The organism is Caballeronia udeis (assembly GCF_044909315.1).
Classification (GTDB): Bacteria; Pseudomonadota; Gammaproteobacteria; order Burkholderiales; family Burkholderiaceae; genus Caballeronia; species Caballeronia udeis_A.
In genome coordinates this window covers 342,079-363,617 of the sequence record NZ_JBIYEB010000004.1, presented here as the reverse complement: position 1 = coordinate 363,617, position 21,539 = coordinate 342,079, and the positions used below count along the sequence as shown (strand labels likewise).

The window sequence follows — 21,539 nt, the reverse complement described above, 5'->3', positions numbered from 1 at the left end:
CGTCCCGCATCGCGCACCCTCCGCGACACCCGCGCGCGCATTTTATTGCTCGCGTGAGTCAGCAAAGGGCGACGCATTCCGGCAGCAAGCAGCCAATCGATAAAACGGAGCAACGGATGCAAATGCGCAAAATCCCGGTCACGGTCGTAACCGGTTTCCTCGGCAGCGGCAAGACCACGCTGATGCGGCACATCCTGCAAAACGCGAAAGGGCTGCGGATCGCGGTGATCGTGAACGAGTTCGGCGAACTGGGCATTGACGGCGAAATCCTGAAGGGCTGCAACATCGGTTGCGAGGACGAAAGCGTCACGGATCAACCGAATCTGTATGAGCTGTCGAACGGCTGTCTTTGCTGCACCGTGCAGGAAGAGTTTTATCCGGTGATGGAACAGCTCGTCGAGCGGCGCGAGCAAATCGATCACGTACTGATCGAGACCTCCGGCCTCGCGTTGCCCAAGCCGCTTGTGCAGGCGTTCAACTGGCCGTCCATCAAGAATGCGTTCACTGTGGATGCCGTCGTGACGGTTGTCGACGGCCCCGCTGCGGCCAGCGGCCAGTTTGCGGCGAACCCGCAAGCGGTGGATGCCCAACGCCGCGCCGATCCGAACCTCGATCACGAATCGCCGCTGCATGAGTTGTTCGAAGATCAACTCGCTTCAGCGGATCTGGTGATCCTCAACAAGACCGATCTGATCGACGAAACGCAGCAGCGCGCGGTGGAAACGCTGATTCGCGGCGAGATTCCGGCAGGCGTGAAGATCGTGCCGGCGCAGATGGGGCAGCTTGATCTGCATGCGCTTCTCGGGCTCGAGGCGGCATCGGAAACGACTATTCATCTGCGTGTCGATCATCACGGCTCCGCCGACGACGAAGGCCACGCCGATCACCATCACGACGACTTCGATTCCGTCGTGGTCGAAGCAAGGGTCGAGTCGCGCGAGGCCGCGGTAGCCGCGTTGCGCTCGCTGGTTGATGCCAACACGATCTATCGTGTAAAGGGTTTCGCGGCGTTGCCGGGTACGCCCATGCGGCTCGTCGTGCAGGGCGTGGGCCAGCGGTTTGATACCTACTTCGATCGCCGCTGGACCGCGGAGGAGGCCAGCCACCGAATCAGCCGGTTCGTGCTGATTGGCGAAGATCTCGATCAGCCGCGTCTGCAACAGGCGCTGACTGCAGCGCTCGTCAACGCACCCGTACAGGCCTGATCGATGCATCTGCTGCGCACGACACCCGGCGGTTTTGTCGACGATGCAGCCGGCGTCATGCGTATCGATCAGACGCCCGCGCCGATCGTTGTGCTGAGTTCCGCCGACACCACGCTCTCGCTCCTCGCGAGCGTGGTGCCGAATCTGGAAGCGGACTTTCCGGCGGTGCGGCTGGCGAACCAGGCGTTCTTGCGGCAACCGGCATCGGTGGATTTTTACGTCGACGACGTGCTGAAACATGCGCGCGTGATCGTCATTGATCACCTCGGCGGCGAAGCGTACTGGCCTTACGGAATCGAGACCATCACCACGCTTGCGCGCCGTAATGGCCAGATGCTCGTGATGTTTTCCGGCGACCTGCAGGAAGATCCGAACCTCGTTGCGAAGAGTACGGCCGAGCCCGCGTTATGCGATCAGCTCTGGCGTTATCTGCGTGAAGGCGGCGCGCAAAATGCCGAAGCGTTTCTGCGCTGCATTGCGTTTCGCGCGCTGGGATACGGACGTGAGGCGAATGCGCCGAGTCCGCTGCCTGCGGTGGCGATCTATCATCCTGCGCGGCAGGTTGCGATGGTTGAGGACTGGCAAAGACGCTGGGTTCAGGGCGCACCGGTCGTCGCCGTGCTGTTCTACCGCGCCCATTTGCAGTCCGGCAATACGGATGTGTTCGATGCCTTGATCGAGGCACTGGAAGCGCAGGGCCTCAACCCGTTGCCGATAGCGATGGCGTCCCTCAAGGACCCGTTGAGCCGGGAAGTCGTGCAGCAGCTTTGCGCCGATCACGCCGTGTCACTGGTGCTGAACACGACCTCGTTCGCCGCGGGTGTCATAGACGACCCTGCACCGTTCGAACTGGCGGGCGACGCGCCGGTACTGCAGGTCATCCTGAGCGGGGGAAATCGCGAGGACTGGTTGAAGGACAACCATGGGCTGAACTCGCGCGATGTCGCCATGCATGTCGCCTTGCCGGAAGTCGATGGCCGCATCATCACCCGCGCGATCAGCTTCAAGGGACTTGCGTATCGGTGCAAGATCACGCAGGTCGACGTCGTGCGATATCAGCCCGACCTGGAACGCGTGCGTTTCGTGGCCGAGTTGAGCAAACGCTGGTGTCGCTTGCGGCAACTCGCTAACGCCGAAAAGCGTGTCGCGCTGATCCTCGCGAACTATCCGTTGAGTGAAGGCCGCATTGGCAACGGCGTGGGTCTCGATACGCCCGCGTCCGTCGTCAACATTCTTTCGATGCTTGCAAAAGAGGGGTATCGGGTAGATGAAATTCCCGCCGGTGGAGACGCGCTGATGCAGGCGCTGACCTCGGGCGTGACGAATGATCCGGTGGTTCGCGACCTGCGTCCCGCGTTGCAAAGCCTGGCGCTTGATGATTACCTCGATGCTTTCACCAAGCTGCCGGATAACGTCCGGCAGGAGTTGAATACACGCTGGGGTCCGCCCGAAAGCGATCCCACGATCCGGCGCGGCCGCTTCATGATCGCGGGTTGGCGCTGCGGGCATGTGTTCATCGGCATCCAGCCGGCGCGCTCGCGTGAGCGTGGCGACTATGCCAGTTATCACGATGCGGAGCTTGTGCCGCCGCACGCGTATCTCGCGTTCTACTTCTGGCTGCGGCTACGGTTCAACGTGGATGCGATCGTTCATGTCGGCAAGCATGGCAACCTCGAATGGCTGCCGGGCAAGAGCATTGCATTGAGCGCATCGTGCTGGCCGGACCTGACGCTTGGCGCCATGCCGCATCTGTACCCGTTCATTGTCAATGATCCAGGCGAGGGCAGCCAGGCGAAGCGGCGGGCGCAGGCGGTCATCATCGACCATTTGATGCCGCCGCTCACGCGCGCTGAAAACTACGGTCCGCTGCAGGACCTGGAGCGTCAGGTCGACGAGTACTACGAAGCATTGATGGTCGATCCGCGCCGCGCAAAACTTCTGCGCAAGACAATTCTCGCCAGCATTGTGGAGCACAGGCTGCATGAAGAACTCGGACTCGATAAACCGCGAGATTCCGATACCGAGGACGCGCTGCTGACCCGCGCCGACGCGTATTTATGCGAGCTCAAGGAGGCGCAGATCCGCGATGGCCTGCACGTGTTCGGCGCGTCACCGCAAGGCGTGCAACGCCAAGATACCCTGCTTGCCCTTGGCCGTTATCCGACCGGCGATGCACAGGGCGCGAACGCGAGTGTACTGACCGCACTCGCGCGTGACCTGAACCTGGGCGAGACATTCGATCCGCTCGATGCCGACTGGACCGCGCCATGGACCGGCCCCCGTCCTGCTGAACTCGAAAGTGTGATCGACGCGCCGTGGCGACACCATGGCGACACCCGCGAGCGCCTTGAGTTGCTTGCCACGTCGTTGCTGGACCGGCCATCCGGCACGGCGGGGCCGAACACATCGCAGGTACTGACACGCCTGAACGGCGACCTGCTCGCACGGCTCGACGCGTGCGGTCCCCAGGAGCTAAGGCAGCTTCAACGCGGTCTCGACGGACGTTTCGTGCCGCCGGGTCCCAGCGGATCGCCCTCGCGAGGAAGACCCGACGTCCTGCCCACCGGGCGCAATTTCTACTCCGTCGATACCCGCGCCGTGCCAACGCGCGCAGCATGGACGCTTGGCCTGAAATCAGCCAACCTCCTGATCGAACGCCACCTCCAGGAGCACGGCGATTACCCGCGCGCGATTGGTTTGTCGGTGTGGGGCACGGCCACGATGCGCACCGGCGGCGACGATATCGCCCAGGCGATGGCGCTGATCGGCGTGCGGCCGAAGTGGGCGGCGGGCAGCAACCGCGTGACCGACTTTGAAGTCTTGCCCATCACCATTTTCAATCGTCCGCGCATTGACGTGACGTTGCGTGTTTCGGGATTTTTCCGCGATGCGTTCGCGAACCTGATGCATCTCTTCGATGCCGCCGTGCAAGCCGTGGCCGAACTCGACGACGAAGCTGAGGACATCAACCCGATCCGTGCACGCATCATCCGCGAACGCGACCAGCACATGGCGCGCGGACTGGATGAGAAGGAAGCTCGCTTGCGTGCCGGGTGGCGTGTGTTCAGCACGAAGCCCGGTGCATACGGCGCGGGTTTGCAGGAGATGATCGACGCGAAGCAATGGCAATCCGACGCTGATCTGGCGCGCGGTTTTCAAAGCTCGGGCGGTTATGCGTATTCACAAAAGGGCGATGGTGTGGAGGCTCACGACTCCTTTGGCACGCGCCTCTCGACTATCGATGTGGTGGTGCAGAACCAGGACAATCGCGAACACGACCTGCTGGATTCGAACGACTATCACCAGTTCCAGGGCGGCATGGTGGCGGCTGTGCGGCATCTTTCCGGCACCCAGCCGCAAGCGTATAACCCCGATCACAGCAACCCCGCCGCGCCGCGTATTCGTACGTTGCAGGAAGAAATCTCACGCGTGATCCGCTCGCGCGTGGTCAATCCAAAATGGATCGACGGTGTGAAGCGGCATGGTTACAAGGGCGCGTCGGAACTCGCGGCGACAGTGGATTATCTGTTCGGTTACGACGCCACCGCGCGGGTCGTATCGGATCATCAGTACGCGCTTGTTGCCGACGCTTACGTCAATGACACCGCCACGCGCGAATTCATGCAAGAGCATAATCCGCACGCGCTGCATTCGATCTGCGAGCGTTTGACCGAAGCGATGCAACGCGGCTTATGGCAAAGTCCGGGCGCGTATCAGGAGCAGATCGAACGCCATCTGCTGGACGCCGAACAGCAACTCGAGGGGCAACGAACGTGAACGAATTCATCTTCCCGTTTGCCGCATTGGTCGCACAAGAGCCCTTGCAGCAAGCACTTTTACTCGCTGCGGTCGATCCCGAATTGGGCGGTGTGCTGGTCAGCGGCCCGCGTGGCACCGCGAAATCGACAGCCGCGCGTGCACTCGCCGCACTGCTGCCCGAAGGCCAGTTCGTGACCTTGCCGCTTGGAGCGAGCGAAGAACAGTTGATCGGTTCGCTGGATATTGAAGCTGTGGTGCGCGACGGCGGTGTGCGTTTTTCGCCGGGTTTGCTCGCGAAGGTGCATCAGGGTGTGCTGTACGTCGATGAAGTCAATCTGTTGCCCAATCCACTCGTGGACCAGTTACTCGATGTAGCCGCGAGCGGTGTGAACCTGATCGAACGCGACGGGATTTCGCATCGGCATGAAGCGCGGTTTGTGTTGATCGGGACCATGAATCCTGAGGAAGGTGAGCTCAGGCCGCAATTGCTGGATCGCTTCGGTCTGGCGGTCTCGCTACAGAACTGTTTTGATGCGGAAACACGCCGGGAAATCGTCAAGGCGCGTCTCGCATTCGATACGGATCCGGACGGTTTCCGTTCACGATTCGCGGGGCAACAGGACGCTTTGGCTCTCAGGATTCGCCAAGCGAGAGTGATGCTTCGGGCCCTCGAATTCGACGATACGGTTCATGCACGCGTCAGCGAGTTATGTATCGAAGCACAGGTGGACGGCTTGCGTGCCGATCTCGTCATGCTGCGCGCAGCGCGAGCGCTGGCCGCATTTGAAGAAGCTTCGGCGGTGAACGTGGAGCATGTCGAGCGCGTGGCGGAATCGGTGTTGTTGCATCGGCGCAAGGAAGGCCGTGCACCCAACGATCAAGGTGCTGCCGAGCCTCGCGCACAGCAAAAGAAAAGCACGGACGAAGCCAGCCACGGCTACATGCCGCCGGAGCCTGTCGACGTCACAGCAGTCAAGAACGTAAGGCCGCTTGCCACAAAAAAATCCTGAGCCATCGAAGGCTGGATGCACAGGCCGAACCCGGCCGCCTTCGATGGCTAGACACGTCGGCCTCGGGAAAAACGCGATCACGCGAGGGTGAACCCGGCACGCGTATCGACTGGTTGCAAACGCTGCTGGCGAAACGCAATCAGCCTTTGGCCAAAGCGCATCTGAGGTTTCGTCGTGAGCAAGGCGACATCAGCGCGTTGCATTGCTTCGTGCTCGATTGCTCCGGATCGATGCTGAGCGGCAAGCGGCTCGCATTGGCTAAAGGCCTGGTGGTAGCGTTGTTCGACGAGGCGTATCGCGAGCGCGCGGAAGTGGCGCTGGTCTGCTTCGGCGGCGCGACGGCGCAAGTGCGTCGCGAACCGGGCGCGGCGCATTGGTGGAACGATCGATGGCTTGCACCCATAGGCGGCGGCGGGGGCACGCCGCTCGCCCTGGGTGTGCGCACCGGCGCTAATGTGCTTGCCAAAGCGGCTCGCCGCCAACCCTCCCAGCGGCGTTTCCTGTGGTTGCTGACAGATGGCCGCAGTCCGGAAGCCCCGTCTCGTCCCGATGCCGCGGATCAGATCGTCATCGTCGATTTCGAGAGCGAGGCGGTGCGTTTGGGGCGTTGCGTGACACTCGCCGAGTCATGGCAGGCCGAGTATCGGACGGCCGCTTCCATGACCTCCACCTAGTTCACTCGTACCAGCGCGGTGTGTATACCCAATCGCCATCACGGTCGGTCCGCGGAAAACTGCGCGTAGTGGACGAGCCGATAATCACCATCGTGCGCATATCGACCTGACTGGAATGCAATTTATCCAGCGTTGTGGTGGACAGCGTTTCGCCCGGCCTGCCGATGTTTCGGCCCAGCACGACCAGGGTCGAGCCACTCCGCTGTTCACGCAAGATATCCAGCGCACGATCGAGTTGCCATGGCCGTGCACGCGATACAGGGTTATAGAACGCCATCACGAGATCGGCTTGAGCCGCGTGACGCAAGCGCGTTTCTATCACGGCCCACGGTTTGAGATTGTCCGAAAGAGACAGCATGCAGAAGTCATGGCCAAGCGGCGCACCGGCGCGAGCAGCCGTCGCGAGCGCTGCGGATACACCCGGCACGATCGACAATCCGACGGCGGTCCACTGCTTGTTATCGCGGGCCTGGTCGAGCGCTTCGAGCACGGCCGCGGCCATTGCAAAGACCCCGGGGTCTCCCGACGAAACGACCACTACGTTGCGACCTTCACTCGCCAGTTCGAAAGCGTGACGTGCGCGCTGCATCTCTTCGCGGTTGTCGGTGCAATGAAGCACCTGATGCGGCGCGAACGGACCGGCCATGCGCACATAGGTCTCGTAACCGAGGATATCGTCGGCTTGCGTCAGGGCGTGTCTCGCTGCAGGCACCATCAGGTCGGCGCTGCCGGGGCCGAGACCAATCACGGTCAGTGTGCCGCGTGCTTGCCCGAGCGTCGACGGATCGACCGGTCGGGGAGAGAGGGCAATCATGATGCCGTCATCACGAGCCCCAAGCGTTTCGAAGCCCGCAGGAAGCGTTCCGAAGCGCAGCGGCACATCCAGCGCCTGCGCTGCTGCAGCCAGCGATGCAGAGGCCATCATGCTCAAAGGTGCAAGCACGGCCGCCAGCGACATCGGCGCAAGGCGATGTTCACGCAACGTTTCACCCACGCGTTCGACGATCGAGTCCTCCGAGGACAACGCCGTCAAGCATGCAACCACGCAGCGCGGATGAATCATCAACTCACCGGCAACCTCGCTTGCATACGGTGTGATGCGGATCGCGAGGTTGGCGTGCTCGGCTCGCGGCAGGTCCGCTGTATCGAGCCATGGCGCATCGCCATCCACGCGGATCGGGGCGCCGGCCAGCAGGTCGGACACAAAACGCTTGCCGTGCTCGATATCGGCGAGCACATAACCCGCTGGCGGGTTCAGCAGGCACGTGCCGAAGCGCAGTTCTCCGCTCGTGGTGATCGCCGGTGCGACGGAGAGCGCCGCCGCGATTTCGCGCGCGATCACATTGACGCCGCCCAGGCCGCCAAGTAAAGGCACGACCGCACTGCCGTCCTCGGCGACAGCCAGCACAGGCGGTTCAACGGTCTTGTCCGCGAGTTGGTGCGCCAGCGCAGACGCGAGGCAACGAATCACGATACCCGCTGCGCACAGCGCGATGATCGGCGTGTTGCGTGCATAGAGTTCGCGCATGTGCGAACCCAATTCGGTGAACGCGACATCCCCCTGCACGCGGCTCGCAAGGCCGTGAATGAGCGAACCCGGATACCGCGCCTGAATACGGCGAGCGGTATCGATTGCCCCCGTCCCCAGTACCACGATTGCGGCAGGAATCCGATCGTTCAACATGCTCACGCCTGCCATTTTTCCCCCGGCACGACGAGCAGCGAGAAGTAGGGCGACGCCATGGGATCGACTTCTTCCAGTGGCACGATGCGCTGGTTCGCCATGGTCGCGCGCTCGACATACAACGCGCGTTTGTCCAGCCCGAGGTCGGTCAGTACGCGGCGCACTTTATCGAAGTTGCGGCCGAGTTTCATGATCACGGCGGCATCCGCGGTGCCGAGGCGTTCCCTGAGATCCGCTTCCGGCAGCACGCCCGATAACACCGACAAACTCTGGTTGCGGTACACGAGCGGCACGCCCAGCACGGCAACACCTCCCAGCATGGAACACACACCGGGCACGACGTGCGCTTCGAAGCGCTCGGCCAGCCGGTCATGCAGATACATGTACGAGCCGTAGAAGAACGGATCACCTTCGCAGATCACGGCGACATCGCGGCCCGCTTCGAGATGATCCGCGATGCAGAGGGCGGATTCATCGTAGAAGCCGGCGATGATCGTTTCATAGCAAAGCGGTGGTTCAAGCGATTCGGTCGTGACGGGATAAACCAGCGGCAGACGCGTCTGGTTCTCCTTGAGATGCGCTTCAATGATCCCGAACGCATTGCCCTTCTTGCCCTTCGCCACGAAGTAGGCGACCACGTGCGCGGAGGTCAGCAAACGCAGTGCCTTCACTGTGATCAGCTCGGGGTCGCCAGGACCGACACCAAGGCCATAGAGGCGTCCGCTCATCTATTCGGTCTCCGTTGCCAGTGCGTTCACGGCGGCCGCCGCCATGGCGCTGCCGCCGCGTCTGCCGCGCAAGGCGACGAACGGCACGCCGCGGCTATTGGCAGCAAGCAGCGCCTTCGATTCCGCCGCACCGATAAATCCGACCGGAAAGCCCAGGATCAGCGCAGGTTTGGGCGCGCCCGCGTCGAGCATGTCGAGCAGATGGAACAGCGCGGTGGGCGCGTTGCCGATCACCACCACGCTGCCTTCGAGATCCGGTTCCCATAACTCGAGCGCAGCCGCGGAGCGCGTGTTGCCGAGTGCGCGGGCGCGTTCAGGCACGGAGGGATCGTTGAGCGTGCAGATCACGCGATTGTCCGCCGGCAGCCTTGCACGAGTGATGCCCTCGGCGACCATGCGTGCATCGCAGAGAATGGGGGCGCCTCCGCTGAGCGCCAGACGGCCTGCCGTGCCCGCGCCGCGCGAGAACACGAGGTCGTCGATCACGTCCGTCATGCCGCATGCATGGATCACGCGCACGGCAAGCTTCTCGAGATCGGCGGGGATGGCCGAGAGGTCGGCCTCGGCGCGAATGGTCGCAAACGACGCGCGATAGATCGCCTGGCCGTCGCGAATGTAGTCAAGCATCGAGGGGGCTCCGGGCTAGCCAGCAGGCTGCCTGTTCAATGGTGAGATGGCGGGCGAGTGCTTCAGGCGCCTCGCCGTAAAGATCGTAACGGCCGGGTGCGACGGCCATCAAGGTGGTCCTGACAGGGTGCGCCGCCGCGCATGAACGCGCGCAGCCGCTCAGGTGGACATCGCCCATGGGGGGCATGGACCGCGCGAGAAGGTGTGCGTCGGCTTTGGTATCGGCGAAACTTTTGGCGCAGCCCTGTGAACCCGTACACGCGATCAGGCGTGCGAACGGTTCGTCGGGCGTGGTCGCAAGGCCGAGTGCAGCGAGTTGTTCAACCACCGCTTGCGCAGCGGCCGGCTGCACGTCGAGCAGCATGACGCTTTGCCAGGGCGTCATGCGCAATCGGGGTGCGAGATCGGCGAGTGCGGATAACGTCGCTGCGCTCAACCGTCCAAGCGGAGCCTGCGCACCAACGCACACGCTGTCGCCGGTTCCTTGACGATGCACACCGAAACGCAGCCGTGCATCGGAAGCGGGACGACGCCAGTTTTCAACATCGTGATCCAAAGGAAAACCAAGCTTGTCCTGAACGCGGCCAAGAATTTCTTCGATGGAACATGTCGTCAGCAGGTCACGCATCCTGGTCTGCGAGGGCAGCGCGAGATCGAGGAAGGTATGCAACAGCGCATCGACCAGGGCGGGGATGTGAGCGGTTTCAAGCACGGCCAGCGCAGGCGCATCATGTTCAAATCTCGGTGGACAACCCGCGAGCCCGAATGCGAACCGTTGCGCTGACACGGCCGAAATCCATACATCGTGGGGATGATCGAGCATTGAAAGCCGCTCGCCGCCGTCCACCATCAACGCAAATTTCGGCGAAAGCTGATGCAAACGCGCGTCGCTCTGTAACTGATCGAGCAGAACGGAAGCGAGCGGCGTCACATCGAGAACAGCGTCCGGGTCCAGGCCCGCGAGCGGACTCAGCATCACGTTGCGCAGGTCATCGGCGCCCGGCGTGGCCGGTCCGAGGCCTGCACTGACTACGCGCGAGATCAATGCATCCTGCGAGTGTTCCTGTACGCCGCGGATCTGCAGATTCGCGCGATTGGTCACGTCGATGACACCCGAACCAAATGCCTGCGAAACCTCCGCGACCGCGCGCGCCTGCGCCGCACTCAGTTCACCCCATGCAAGGCGAACGCGGCACAGGCCGCCGTCGCGCGCAGGCACGATCCGCATCAGGCCTGGACAAGCCGATGGCCGTGATGCTTGCGTTGATGCCTGCATGGTAGTGAGTGATTCGTTCAAAGCGTGACCCGTCCGGTCTTGCGCGGCGCCGCGAGCATGCCGGACCCTTGGGGTGGAGCGGCAGGTTCATGGCATCGGTACACCCCGCCCGATGCTGGCTTGCACGAAGAATTCCGGTCGGCAGGTCTCTTGGCTCGCAGGTCGCCGTCCGTACCGGCCTTCCCAGTCGAAACCAGTGGCAGAGGAGCGCGGATTCGCTGCGTACAATTGCGGGGGCAGCCACAGTTTTGCTGTGTTCCCTGTTAGGCCCGTAAGGGCACCGACTAACGCGGTATTATGCCCGTTTTTGCCGCGGTTAAAGCGCACCGGCGTCAGGCCGGGCTTGCTTTGCCGCGTTATAGACGCGACGTAACCAGCGAATGGGCCAGTGAATGAATCAAGCGAGGATCGGCGCATGTCACCGTGGCTGACCGTGGTGGGGATCGGGGAGGATGGCTGGCGTGGACTGAATCGGCCTGCGCGCCAGGCGCTCCTTTCTGCCAATACGATTTTCGGCGGAGCGCGTCATCTCGCGTTGTTGCCGGCCCGCCTGGGTGGCGAGCGTCGCGCATGGCCCACGCCGTTCACGATCGCGCCCGTGCTTGAACGGCGCCACGAAAACCAACGGGTGTGCGTGCTTGCAAGCGGCGACCCGATGCTGTTCGGCGTTGGCAACACGTTCGCCCGCGAATTGCCAACCGATGAATTCCGCGTGCTGCCTGCGCCGTCTTCGTTGTCACTTGCCGCAGCGCGTTTGCACTGGCCGCTGCAGGACGTGGCGGTGGTGTCGCTGGTCGGGCGCCCGGTCGCTGCGCTTGAAATGCAGCTTCATCCGGGTGCGCGTCTGTTCGTTCTCAGCAGCGGTGCGTCGAGTCCCGCTGCAGTTGCCGAGTTGCTGACCAGGCGCGGTTTCGGTGCGAGCTGCCTGAGTGTGTTCGAGCATCTGGGCGGCGAGCGGGAGCGCCGTATCGATCAAGTGGCGAGTGACTGGCAGGCAAGTGAGGTGGCCGCACTGAATCTTGTCGCTATCGAATGTATCGCGGAGAGCCATGCGCTGCGTCTGCCGCTGACGCCCGGTCTTCCCGACAACGCATATCGGCACGACGGCCAGCTTACGAAACGCGATGTCCGCGCGATCACGCTGTCGCGGCTCGCGCCCGAGCCGGGAGAATTACTGTGGGATGTGGGCGCGGGATGCGGGTCGATCGGTATTGAATGGATGCGTTCGCACCCGAGTTGCCGTGCGATTGCGATCGAAACGGACAGTGAGCGTCAACGCCTGATCGAACACAATCGCGACGCGCTTGGGGTGTCCGGACTGCAACTGGTCGAAGGTGAAGCGCCCGGTGCATTGACCGGACTTCCGGAGCCCGATGCGATTTTTATCGGCGGTGGCGTAACCGCGCCGGATATGCTCGACACCTGCTGGTCTCATCTGAAGAAAGGCGGCCGGATGATCGTCAACGCCGTCACCATTCAGAGCGAGGCAACACTGGTCGCGTGGCGCGCGCTTCATGGCGGCGAATTGACGCGTATTGGCGTTGCGCACGCACAGCCTTTAGGCGCCTTCGATACCTGGCGCCAGGCGCTCCCCATTACGCTGCTGCATGTGGTTAAGCCATGACGTCCCCCCTTATCCGATACCCGGCGCAATGAAACGGATCCTGCTATTGGGCGGCACCGGCGACGCGTTGACCATCGCGCGACGGCTTGGTCACGATCACGTTTACAGCCTTGCCGGACTGGGCCGCCTGCCGGGCGATCTGGCCTGCAGTGTGCGCGTGGGCGGCTTTGGCGGGGTAGAGGGGTTGCAGGCCTTCATTGAAGCGCAATCCATCGGCTTGATCGTCGATGCAACGCATCCTTACGCCGCGCAAATGAGCCGTCACGCGAGCGCGGTCAGTGCATTGACCAGCGTGCCGTGCTGGGCGCTTCGGCGTGCGCCGTGGCAACCGCAAAGCGGAGACGCATGGTGCGAGGCCACCGACTTCCCGTCCATTCTCGACTCCATTGCGCCTTACCACCATCCGCTCTGGACGCTTGGCCGCGAACCGCTTGCGTATCTTGACGAGATTCCTCCTTCACAACACTGGACCATCCGCTGCCTCGATGCGTATCCCGGGAACGCGCGGGCGACCATCATTGGTGCACGCGGCCCATTCTCGCTGGATGGCGAACGTGCGCTCTTCACGACGCAGCAAACCGATGTGCTCATCAGCAAGAACAGCGGCGGTGCGGCAACCGAGGCGAAGCTGAGGGTTGCGCGGGAACGGGACTTGCCCGTGGTCATGCTGCAGCGTCCACGCTTGCCGCCGGTCGAGCGCGAGTTTTCCGATACAAGCTCGCTTCTGGACGCGCTCGCTGCATGGCTCGATCCGTATCCACTTTTCGATAAAACCCCTTAAATGACGGTCTATTTCATTGGCGCAGGACCCGGAGATCCCGAACTCATCACGGTGAAGGGGCAGCGCCTTATTCGCACGTGCCCGGTCATCCTGTATGCCGGGTCGCTCGTGCCGGATGCCGTGTTGAGCGGGCACAGCGCGGCAAGCGTGGTAAATACGGCAGATCTTCACCTCGATGAAATCATCGCGTTGCTCGAAGCCGCGCACGCCAGAGGGCAGGATGTCGCGCGCGTGCATTCCGGTGATCCGTCCTTGTATGGAGCGATCGGCGAACAGATCAGGCGTCTGAATGCGCTCGCGATACCGTACGAAATCGTGCCTGGCGTCACGGCGGCCGCGGCATGCGCTGCGTCGCTTGGCTGTGAATTCACGTTGCCCGGCATCTCGCAGACCGTGATTCTCACGCGCTTCGCTACTAAGACATCGATGCCCGAAGGCGAGCAACTTGCCGATCTGGCGCGCCATCGCGCGACCATGGCTATCCACCTCGGGGTGCGCCATATCGAGCGGATAGCCGCTGACCTGATTCCGCATTACGGCGAGCAGTGCCCCGTGGCCGTGATCTTCCGCGCAAGCTGGCCTGACGAAGAAAAGGTGCTGGGCACCCTTGCCGATATCGCTGGAAAAGTGCTTGAAAAAGGCATCGAAAGGACAGCGCTGATCGTTGTTGGCTACGTGCTGAATGCAGAGGGTTTTACGGATTCCTCGCTGTATCGCAAGCCAGTCTGAGCCGTCTCCCATGCGCGATCTCGACACCGTTTTCGACGCCTTGTCGCATTCGAATTTTCGGACGCGTTTCCGGCTTGGTGCACGCGAGGAAGCGTATCTGCGCGAGCATGGCATGACCGAGGTGATCGGCCATGCGCGCGAGCTGATCACGCGGCGGCTTGCACCTGAGCAACCGCCGAATGATGGCAAGCAGACGCCGTTTCGCGGCCATCCGGTATTTATCGCTCAGCATGCCACCGCGACTTGCTGCCGAAGTTGCCTCGCCAAGTGGCATGGCATAAGCGCGGGGAAACGACTGGACGATGAAGAACGAGAGCATGTGGTGCAGGCAATCGAGCGCTGGCTGAAGGCGCAGAAAGTGGCCGGCGCCGATAAACCGCCGCGTCAACCCGACCTGCCGTTCTGAAAAAAAGCCGCGCGGTTTGAGGCCGCGCGGCGTGATCGGGTTATTGCAGGTTATGGCGGGTTATCGCGCGATCATTCCAAAGCACGCTTCTTTTTTGCCCTTCGCGACAGCATGTTCAGCCCCTCGACCAACGCCGAGAACGCCATCGCCGCGTAGATGTAGCCCTTGGGCACGTGTGATCCGAAGCCTTCGGCGACCAGCGTCATCCCGATCACGAGCAGGAAGCCGAGCGCGAGCATCACAACGGTCGGGTTCCTTTCGATGAAACGCGACAGCGGTCCGGCTGCGAACATCATCACTGAAACGGCCCCGACCACCGCCACGAACATGATGGGAATGTGTTCCGTCATGCCGACCGCGGTCACGATGCTGTCGATGGAAAACACGAGATCCAGCACCAGTATCTGGCCGATCGCCGTCCACGGTGTGAGCGTGGACGTCTTCACCGCGCCGCCGCCATTTTCGCCTTCACCGGAGACATGATGATGGATCTCGGTGGTCGCCTTCCACACGAGGAACGCACCGCCGGCAATAAGGATCAGGTCGCGCCACGAAAAGTCATGGCCGAACGCGGTAAAGATTGGCGCGGTCAGGCGCACGATCAGCGCGACCGTGCCGAGCAGGCCAAGCCGCATCACCAGCGCCAGGCCGATGCCGAGCCGCTGGGTGCGTGCACGATGCGCCTCAGGCAATTTGTTCGTAAGAATGGAGATGAAGATCAGGTTGTCGATACCCAGCACGACTTCCATGACAAGCAGCGTCGCCAGTGCGGCCCACGCGCCGGGGTCGCTTGCCAATGCAACTAAATAGTCCATGAGATCCGAGGGTCTTGGGGAAGTAGGAAGAAACGGTGGCGGCCTGCGCGGCGGCCGATCGCGATGATACGTGACGCGCCAGGCAAAAATGAAAGCTTAATGAAATAATTGAGAGCGGCGCGGAGCCAGAAAGTTCGCCGGGCGAAAGCGTGGTGTCGGCCTATCCCCAAAATGGTGCGTCACCAAATACGGGTAAACTCCCGTGCGGATCGCTGACTCGTCAGTGCGCATTACTTTAGCCGGAACCGCACTGGAACTGGTGTCTTCAATCTTCGCTGCCCGTTTTCGGCAGTCCTTTTCAGGTTTCGAATGCAGGGAAAATCGCAACGCCTGGTTGAGCTGGATTTTTTTCGCGGCCTCGTCCTGCTGGTGATCCTGGTCGATCACATTGGCGGCAGCATGATCTCCCGCGTAACGCTTCACGCGTTCGCGCTCAACGACGCCGCGGAGGTGTTTGTCTTTCTCGGCGGCTTCGCGACTGCCACGGCCTATGTGTCCATGGCCGCTCGACGCTCGGAATCCGCTGCCCGGGTGCGGTTTTTCCGCCGTGCGTTTGAAATCTACCGCGCGTTTGTAGTGACCGCGGTCCTGATGCTATTGACGAGTTTCTTGCTGCGGCCCTTTTTCGGCAGCGCGCCGAATCTGGCTACCGCCGACCTGGACAGCTTCCTCGCCGCGCCGTTCACCGCGCTCGCCGACGTGCTGCTCCTGCGCCGTCAGCCGTATTTATCGTCCGTGCTGCCCATGTATGCGTTCTTCGCGCTGGCCGTGCCGCTTGTCTTGCCGCTCGCGCGTAGCAAGCCGTGGCTTCTGCTTGGCGCAAGTGTCGCGCTGTGGGCGGTGGCGGCGCCCGTTGCCGAGTATTTGCCGTCGGTGAACGACTTGCTGTGGGACTTCAATCCCGCCGCGTGGCAGTTGATGTTTGTTCTCGGCGTGCTCGCGTGCTGCGAGCCTGTTTATCAGCGCGTGAGTTCGTATCGGTTCAGCTGGGTTGTCAGCATTGCGGCGCTCGCAATTGTCGTGGGCATGGCCTATTACAAGTTGCTCGTGCTTCCCGTTTCTGTCGATGGTGATCTGAAGCGCAACCTGGCTGGTGCGCGCATCGTCAATTTCCTGTGCATTGCGTGGCTCGCAAGCGATCTGGCGCGACGCGGAGTGGTGAAGCAGATTGCCCGCCGCTTGCCGTGGGTGGGTGCAGTCGGCCGTGATGGCCTCGTGTGTTTCGTGGCGGGCGCGGTGATCTCGCTGACGGTCGATTCCGTGTTGTTCACGCTTACCAATGGGCTGATCGACGTTCCTCTGGGTTTTGCCGCCGACGCTCTCGCGGTGGGCCTGCTGCTCGCGATTCCACATCGCCAGCGTGTTTTCGAGGCAATGCGTTCAAGGTCAGTCGCGGCCGTGGCGAAGAGGGAAGGTTAGCGCCGCGTGGTTCGATGAAAGGCCGACGGCCTCGTCGTTCGTCAAGCAGAACGCGACTAACGGTCTGCGTCCGCCGCCTCCGCTTGCTGCGGAGGATATCGTTGGATCTGAACGGTTTCTAGGGCGCAAGTACCGAACCCGTCATCGCTGCCGGTAACAACGCATCGCTATCGTCCTTGAGCTTGACGCCTGTGAGCTTCAACCTGGCCGCTTCGGTCAGCAGGTAATGCAGCTTGAAAGCGGCCGCGTCGTAGCCAAGTCCTTCAGGCCGCACGTTTGAAATGCAGTTGCGTTCGGCATCGCTTTTGCCAATGCGCGGTTCATACGTCAGGTAGATGCCAAGGCTGTCGGGTGAGCTCAAACCGGGCCGTTCGCCAATCAGCATCACCACGATCCGGCCCCGTAAAAGCTCACCAATACCATCACCCAGCGCAACTCGCGCCTGTCGCGCGACGACGATCGGACCCATGCTCACGCCCGCCAGCATCGACCGCATCCGTTCGAGCAACGGCACTGCATGACGTGTCGCGGCGTAGGCCGACAAACCATCGGCGACAACAAACACCACATCGAACGCAGCCGGCGCCGCAGCCGCGTAGTCGCGCAGCCGCATCGTGCTTTCATCGCTGAGTTTGCGGCCGAGATCAGGACGACGCAGATAATGCTCGCGATCCGGTGCGGCACTTTCTACGTCGAGGGTATCGAAGCCGGACTCGCGCAACGACGCATGCAGCGCAGCCACATCAAGCGGTTGATGCACGGCGTCACGCGCTTGCGCATGCGAGAGATTGAACGCAAGCAGTGGTGCCGTCGGCAGGCTGCTGCCGGCGCGGCCCAGCGCAATGCGCGCGTTCGTGAAACGACGCAACGCGTCCCACGGGTTTGCGTTCACAGACGAAGGGGGATCGTTGGAATCGGTCATTACGTGCCCATCCATTCAAGCAGCGGTTGCGGTGCGGACTGGTTCAGCAACAGGCCGCGTGCATCGACAATCCGCATTGATTCAAGCCATGCTTCGAACTCCGGTGCACGACGCAAGCCGAGCACGTTGCGCACATAAAGCGCGTCGTGGAAAGACGTGCTCTGATAGTTGAGCATGACGTCATCGGCGCCGGGAATGCCCATGATGAAGTTGACGTTGGCAACACCGAGCAGCGTGAGCAGGGTGTCCATGTCGTCCTGATCGGCTTCGGCGTGATTCGTGTAGCAGATGTCGCATCCCATCGGGACCCCGAGCAGCTTGCCGCAGAAATGATCTTCGAGCCCGGCGCGAATGATCTGCCGGCCATCGTACAAATACTCGGGCCCGATGAAACCCACCACCGTGTTCACCAGCAGCGGCTTGAACTTGCGCGCGACTGCGTATGCGCGCACTTCGCAGGTCTGTTGATCGACGCCGTGATGCGCGTCGGCGGACAACTCGCTGCCCTGGCCGGTTTCGAAATACATCAGATCGTCGCCAACGGTGCCGCGTTTCAGCGACAACCCCGCCTCGTGCGCCTCCTTGAGCAGCGCCAGCGAGACACCGAAACTGCTGTTCGCTTTCTCGGTGCCCGCAATCGACTGGAACACGAGATCGACGGGCGCACCTTTCTCGATCGCGGCAATGGTGTTGGTCACATGCGTGAGTACGCACGACTGCGTAGGGACTTCATAGCGTTGCCGGAAGTCGTCGATCATCACGAGCAATGTTGTGATTGCGCTCAAGGAGTCGGACGCCGGATTGATGCCAATCATCGCGTCGCCGCAGCCGTACATGAGGCCGTCGAGCATGGATGCCGCGATGCCCTTGACGTCGTCGGTGGGATGGTTCGGCTGCAGGCGCACCGACAGATGTCCAGGCAAGCCGATCGTGTTGCGAAAGCGCGTGACCACCGGCCGTTTTTTCGCGGCGAGAATCAGGTCCTGGTTGCGCATCAGCTTCGACACCGCCGCGACCATCTCGGGTGTCAGTCCTGCGCTCACGCGGATCAGCGCGGCGGAATCGGTGGTGTCCGCCAGCAGCCAGTTGCGGAAATCGCCTACTGTGAGGTGCGAAATCTCGGCGAAAGCCTGCGCCGAATGATCGTCGATGATCAGCCGCGTGACCTCGTCGCTCTCGTACGGGATCACGGCTTCGTTGAGGAACGTGCGCAGGGGGAGTTGGGCCAGCGCGATCTTCGCCGCCACGCGTTCTTCTTCGGTGTCGGCCATGACGCCCGCAAGCTGGTCGCCGGAACGCTGCGGGCTGGCTTTCGCCAGCAGCGTCTTCAGGTCGTCGAAACGGTAGGTCCGCAGACCGATGGTCTCGTTATAGCTCATCGTGTAATCCTCGTTCCAAGGCTTCTCCAGGCACTTGCCTTGCCCCGGCTGGCCGCGCGGCGCATCGTGTGAACGTCATGCCGCAGGTCGATTGGCCGTCGATTCAGGCCTCTATCTCGAAGTATGCGGGAAAACACCAAGAGGCCAAAAATGCCGGAACGGTAATTTGGATGACGCAGGCGGCTGCCCACGCCTGTTCAGCGGTCCGCATGGCGTGCCGCCCACGCGGCGACCCGATTTTCCGCGTGCGATAATCCCGGTCTGCCCGTCCGGGTACTTTTGCGCGCCGCACCTTGAAAAACCTGCTTGTTTCCCTCGATCGCATAGCTGATTTCGACGAGATAATCGACGTCCGCACGCCGCTCGAATTCGCCGATGACCATATCCCCGGCGCGATCAACGCGCCTGTGCTGAGCAATGAGGAGCGGGTGCTGGTCGGCACGATGTACAAGCAGGTGTCGCCGTTCGAAGCGTCCCGCGTGGGCGCGGCGCTTGTCGCACGCAATATTGCGCAGCACCTCGATACGACCTTTGCCGACCGGCCGCGCAACTGGCGCCCGCTGATCTATTGCTGGCGCGGCGGCACCCGGTCCGGTTCCGTCACTACAGTGTTCAGCATGATCGGCTGGCCGGCGCGGCAACTGGAAGGCGGTTACAAAACCTACCGGCGCGCGACGCTCGATACGCTCGACCATCTGCCCGCCACGTTCCGGTACATCGTGCTGACCGGGCCTACCGGCAGCGGCAAGACGCGTTTGCTGCACGCGTTGCGCGAGGCCGGCGCGCAGACGCTGGACCTGGAGCAACTGGCGGCGCACCGCGGCTCACTGCTCGGCGCGCTGCCGGGTGAGCCGCAGCCATCGCAGAAATGGTTCGACACGCTGCTGGTCGGCGCGCTGCGCAGCTTCGACCCGGCGCGGCCGGTGTTCGTCGAGGCGGAGAGTCGGCGGATCGGCGCGATTTCGTTGCCGCTGGCGCTGCTGGAGTCGTTTCATCGCGGCGCATGTGTGGAGGTCGAGGCAAGCCGCGAGGACCGCGCCACGTTCCTGCTGCACGACTATGCGCATCTTTTCCAGCATCCGGAGTCGTTCAAGGAGCAGTTAGCGCGGCTGATCGGGCTGCATAGCCGCGAGCGGGTGAGCGGCTGGCACACACTGATCGACGCGGGGCGGCAGGCTGAGCTTGCCCGCGAACTGATCGACCTGCATTACGATCCGGCCTACGCGCGCAGCAGTCGCCAAAATTTCAGCGAGTTGTCCCGCGCCACGCACATGCTGTTCCGCCCGAACGGCGCCGATGCGGTCGAACAGGCAAGGGCGCTCCTGGCACGGCTCGACGCCGCGCGTTCCGCGGAAAGGCTGCCCGTCAGGCCACCCATCACACCGCCCATCACGCCAGCCTGAAGCTGTTTCATTCCAATACAAACTAACCAAGACCATGCAATCCACTCTTCGACAACCGCGCGTCGCGCTCGGCTGGATCACATTCCTGTTGATCGCAGTCGTCGGCCTGTTCTACGTCAAATGGTTTCCGTACTACAACCGTGCGTTCGTGGCGGCCAGTCAGCATTCCATCGGCAAATCGATCCTGATGGGCACCGCGGCGAGCGCGCCTGCGCCGTCGTGGCAGGCCGCTATTGACTATGCCTTCGCCTACGGCAAGGCGATCTGGCAGGCCATGGTGCTCGGCCTGTTGCTCGGCTCGGCTGTACAGGCGCTGATTCCGCCGCAATGGGTCGCGCGGGCGCTGGGCAAGAGCGGCTTCGGCAGCGTCGTGAACGGCGGCCTGATGTCGCTGCCGGGCATGATGTGCACCTGCTGCGCAGCGCCGGTCGTCGCCGGCTTGCGGGCGCGCCAGGCGGCGCCGGGTGCGGCTATTGCGTTCTGGCTCGGCAACACCGTGCTGAATCCGGCCACGCTGATTTTCATGGGTTTCGTGCTGGGCTGGCAATGGATGGGGTTGCGGCTCGCGCTAGGAATCGTGATGGTGTTCGGTCTTGGTTACGTAGTGAACCGGATGGTGACGCCGAAGGAAGCGGAAGCGTCACGCGGCGCGATGGCGGCGCTGGTCACCGAGGAAGATCCGGGCACGGCATTCACGCGCTGGGTTCGTATTCTCGGGCGCATGACGATCCGGCTCGTTCCCGAGTACATCGTGCTCGTGCTGGTGCTCGGCGCGGCACGGGCGTGGCTGTTTCCGCATATTGGTCCGAATATCGACAACAGCGTGTTGTGCATCGTGGGTCTCGCTATTGCGGGCACGCTGTTCGTGATCCCGACAGCCGGTGAAGTGCCGATCATCCAGGCAATGCTGTCGCTCGGCATGTCCGTCGGTCCTGCAGGCGCGCTGCTGATGACCCTGCCGCCCGTCAGCCTGCCGTCGGTCGCCATGCTTGGCCGCTCATTTCCGCCCCGCGTGCTGACGTTCGTAGCCGTTGCGGTCGTCGGCTTCGGGATTGTCGCGGGGCTGCTTGCGGTGGCGCTGGGGTTCTGAATACCGGG

Annotated in this window: 18 protein-coding genes and 1 riboswitch; of the genes, 11 read left to right on the top strand and 7 right to left on the bottom strand. The window is 62.5% G+C overall.

What is annotated here, in order from left to right; translation table 11 throughout:
* Nucleotides 1-116: 116 nt before the first annotated feature.
* The 4 genes from cobW to ABH944_RS09035 all read left to right on the top strand — a co-directional run bounded on the left by cobW (nucleotide 117) and on the right by ABH944_RS09035 (nucleotide 6,648).
* Nucleotides 117-1,205 (top strand): cobalamin biosynthesis protein CobW, encoded by a 1,089-nt coding sequence (cobW, locus tag ABH944_RS09050; protein ID WP_404605529.1) that lies wholly within the window; start codon nucleotides 117-119, stop codon nucleotides 1,203-1,205.
* Nucleotides 1,206-1,208: 3 nt separating this feature from the next.
* The gene (gene cobN, locus ABH944_RS09045) at nucleotides 1,209-4,982 is read left to right on the top strand and encodes a cobaltochelatase subunit CobN (protein ID WP_404605531.1); all 3,774 of its coding nucleotides are present in this window, start codon (nucleotides 1,209-1,211) and stop codon (nucleotides 4,980-4,982) included.
* Nucleotides 4,979-5,974 (top strand): magnesium chelatase ATPase subunit I, encoded by a 996-nt coding sequence (locus ABH944_RS09040; protein WP_404605533.1) that lies wholly within the window; start codon nucleotides 4,979-4,981, stop codon nucleotides 5,972-5,974. Before cobN ends, ABH944_RS09040 begins: the two co-directional genes overlap by 4 nt.
* 113 nt (nucleotides 5,975-6,087) lie before the next feature.
* Nucleotides 6,088-6,648: a vWA domain-containing protein gene (locus tag ABH944_RS09035; RefSeq protein WP_404605534.1), complete on the top strand. Its 561-nt coding sequence runs from the start codon at nucleotides 6,088-6,090 to the stop codon at nucleotides 6,646-6,648.
* A gap of 1 nt (nucleotide 6,649) precedes the next feature.
* Here ABH944_RS09035 and cobJ read toward each other — a convergent pair whose 3' ends face one another.
* The 4 genes from cobJ to cobG are packed head-to-tail and all read right to left on the bottom strand — an operon-like array spanning nucleotide 6,650 to nucleotide 10,963.
* Nucleotides 6,650-8,332: a precorrin-3B C(17)-methyltransferase gene (cobJ, locus tag ABH944_RS09030; RefSeq protein ID WP_404605536.1), complete on the bottom strand. Its 1,683-nt coding sequence runs from the start codon at nucleotides 8,330-8,332 to the stop codon at nucleotides 6,650-6,652.
* A gap of 2 nt (nucleotides 8,333-8,334) precedes the next feature.
* A complete protein-coding gene (locus ABH944_RS09025) occupies nucleotides 8,335-9,060 on the bottom strand; it encodes a precorrin-2 C(20)-methyltransferase (RefSeq protein WP_404605537.1) in 726 nt (241 codons plus the stop codon).
* Entirely contained in the window at nucleotides 9,061-9,687 is a 627-nt protein-coding gene (locus ABH944_RS09020) for a precorrin-8X methylmutase (RefSeq protein WP_404605539.1), read from the bottom strand.
* Nucleotides 9,680-10,963: a precorrin-3B synthase gene (cobG, locus tag ABH944_RS09015; protein ID WP_404605540.1), complete on the bottom strand. Its 1,284-nt coding sequence runs from the start codon at nucleotides 10,961-10,963 to the stop codon at nucleotides 9,680-9,682. The genes ABH944_RS09020 and cobG overlap by 8 nt, the downstream gene beginning before the upstream one ends.
* 123 nt (nucleotides 10,964-11,086) lie before the next feature.
* Nucleotides 11,087-11,263, bottom strand: a riboswitch (cobalamin riboswitch).
* Between the two features lie 115 nt (nucleotides 11,264-11,378).
* Here cobG and cbiE point away from each other — a divergent pair.
* Genes cbiE through ABH944_RS08995 form a run of 4 tightly spaced genes read left to right on the top strand, consistent with a single transcriptional unit; the run spans nucleotide 11,379 to nucleotide 14,503 of the window.
* A complete protein-coding gene (gene cbiE, locus ABH944_RS09010; protein WP_404605542.1) occupies nucleotides 11,379-12,587 on the top strand; it encodes a precorrin-6y C5,15-methyltransferase (decarboxylating) subunit CbiE in 1,209 nt (402 codons plus the stop codon).
* Nucleotides 12,588-12,615: 28 nt separating this feature from the next.
* On the top strand, nucleotides 12,616-13,368 hold the full coding sequence (locus ABH944_RS09005) for a cobalt-precorrin-6A reductase (RefSeq protein ID WP_404605543.1): 753 nt from the start codon (nucleotides 12,616-12,618) through the stop codon (nucleotides 13,366-13,368).
* Complete coding sequence (gene cobM / locus ABH944_RS09000; protein ID WP_404605544.1) at nucleotides 13,369-14,097, top strand: precorrin-4 C(11)-methyltransferase; 729 nt, start codon at nucleotides 13,369-13,371, stop codon at nucleotides 14,095-14,097. It begins immediately after the preceding gene.
* Between the two features lie 10 nt (nucleotides 14,098-14,107).
* Nucleotides 14,108-14,503 carry a DUF4186 domain-containing protein gene (locus tag ABH944_RS08995; RefSeq protein WP_404605546.1) on the top strand — a complete coding sequence of 132 codons (396 nt, stop codon included), beginning with the start codon at nucleotides 14,108-14,110 and terminating at the stop codon, nucleotides 14,501-14,503.
* Nucleotides 14,504-14,574: 71 nt separating this feature from the next.
* Here the strand turns inward: ABH944_RS08995 and ABH944_RS08990 are convergent, their stop codons facing one another.
* Entirely contained in the window at nucleotides 14,575-15,318 is a 744-nt protein-coding gene (locus ABH944_RS08990) for a TerC family protein (protein ID WP_404605547.1), read from the bottom strand.
* Nucleotides 15,319-15,627: 309 nt separating this feature from the next.
* On the opposite strand from ABH944_RS08990, the gene ABH944_RS08985 reads away from it, so the two are divergent.
* Nucleotides 15,628-16,737 (top strand): OpgC domain-containing protein, encoded by a 1,110-nt coding sequence (locus tag ABH944_RS08985; RefSeq protein ID WP_404605548.1) that lies wholly within the window; start codon nucleotides 15,628-15,630, stop codon nucleotides 16,735-16,737.
* A 118-nt stretch (nucleotides 16,738-16,855) separates the two neighbouring features.
* Here the strand turns inward: ABH944_RS08985 and eutC are convergent, their stop codons facing one another.
* Nucleotides 16,856-17,659, bottom strand: coding sequence for an ethanolamine ammonia-lyase subunit EutC (eutC, locus tag ABH944_RS08980; RefSeq protein ID WP_404605549.1), 804 nt, complete (start codon nucleotides 17,657-17,659; stop codon nucleotides 16,856-16,858).
* On the bottom strand, nucleotides 17,659-19,038 hold the full coding sequence (locus ABH944_RS08975) for an ethanolamine ammonia-lyase subunit EutB (RefSeq protein ID WP_404605550.1): 1,380 nt from the start codon (nucleotides 19,036-19,038) through the stop codon (nucleotides 17,659-17,661). The genes eutC and ABH944_RS08975 overlap by 1 nt, the downstream gene beginning before the upstream one ends.
* A 293-nt stretch (nucleotides 19,039-19,331) precedes the next feature.
* Here ABH944_RS08975 and mnmH point away from each other — a divergent pair, with 293 nt between their 5' ends.
* On the top strand, nucleotides 19,332-20,441 hold the full coding sequence (mnmH, locus tag ABH944_RS08970; protein WP_404605552.1) for a tRNA 2-selenouridine(34) synthase MnmH: 1,110 nt from the start codon (nucleotides 19,332-19,334) through the stop codon (nucleotides 20,439-20,441).
* 34 nt (nucleotides 20,442-20,475) lie between these two features.
* Nucleotides 20,476-21,531 carry a permease gene (locus ABH944_RS08965; RefSeq protein WP_404605554.1) on the top strand — a complete coding sequence of 352 codons (1,056 nt, stop codon included), beginning with the start codon at nucleotides 20,476-20,478 and terminating at the stop codon, nucleotides 21,529-21,531.
* Nucleotides 21,532-21,539: the final 8 nt, after the last annotated feature.

Bases quoted from the DNA above. Each gene is read 5' to 3' on its own strand.
- cobW (WP_404605529.1), top strand. From the start codon at position 117: ATGCAAATGCGCAAAATCCCGGTCACGGTCGTAACCGGTTTCCTCGGC.
- cobN (WP_404605531.1), top strand. From the start codon at position 1,209: ATGCATCTGCTGCGCACGACACCCGGCGGTTTTGTCGACGATGCAGCC.
- cobJ (WP_404605536.1), bottom strand. From the start codon at position 8,332: ATGTTGAACGATCGGATTCCTGCCGCAATCGTGGTACTGGGGACGGGG.
- ABH944_RS09025 (WP_404605537.1), bottom strand. From the start codon at position 9,060: ATGAGCGGACGCCTCTATGGCCTTGGTGTCGGTCCTGGCGACCCCGAG.
- ABH944_RS09020 (WP_404605539.1), bottom strand. From the start codon at position 9,687: ATGCTTGACTACATTCGCGACGGCCAGGCGATCTATCGCGCGTCGTTT.
- cobG (WP_404605540.1), bottom strand. From the start codon at position 10,963: ATGCAGGCATCAACGCAAGCATCACGGCCATCGGCTTGTCCAGGCCTG.
- cbiE (WP_404605542.1), top strand. From the start codon at position 11,379: ATGTCACCGTGGCTGACCGTGGTGGGGATCGGGGAGGATGGCTGGCGT.
- ABH944_RS09005 (WP_404605543.1), top strand. From the start codon at position 12,616: ATGAAACGGATCCTGCTATTGGGCGGCACCGGCGACGCGTTGACCATC.
- cobM (WP_404605544.1), top strand. From the start codon at position 13,369: ATGACGGTCTATTTCATTGGCGCAGGACCCGGAGATCCCGAACTCATC.
- ABH944_RS08995 (WP_404605546.1), top strand. From the start codon at position 14,108: ATGCGCGATCTCGACACCGTTTTCGACGCCTTGTCGCATTCGAATTTT.
- ABH944_RS08990 (WP_404605547.1), bottom strand. From the start codon at position 15,318: ATGGACTATTTAGTTGCATTGGCAAGCGACCCCGGCGCGTGGGCCGCA.
- ABH944_RS08985 (WP_404605548.1), top strand. From the start codon at position 15,628: ATGCAGGGAAAATCGCAACGCCTGGTTGAGCTGGATTTTTTTCGCGGC.
- eutC (WP_404605549.1), bottom strand. From the start codon at position 17,659: ATGACCGATTCCAACGATCCCCCTTCGTCTGTGAACGCAAACCCGTGG.
- ABH944_RS08975 (WP_404605550.1), bottom strand. From the start codon at position 19,038: ATGAGCTATAACGAGACCATCGGTCTGCGGACCTACCGTTTCGACGAC.
- ABH944_RS08965 (WP_404605554.1), top strand. From the start codon at position 20,476: ATGCAATCCACTCTTCGACAACCGCGCGTCGCGCTCGGCTGGATCACA.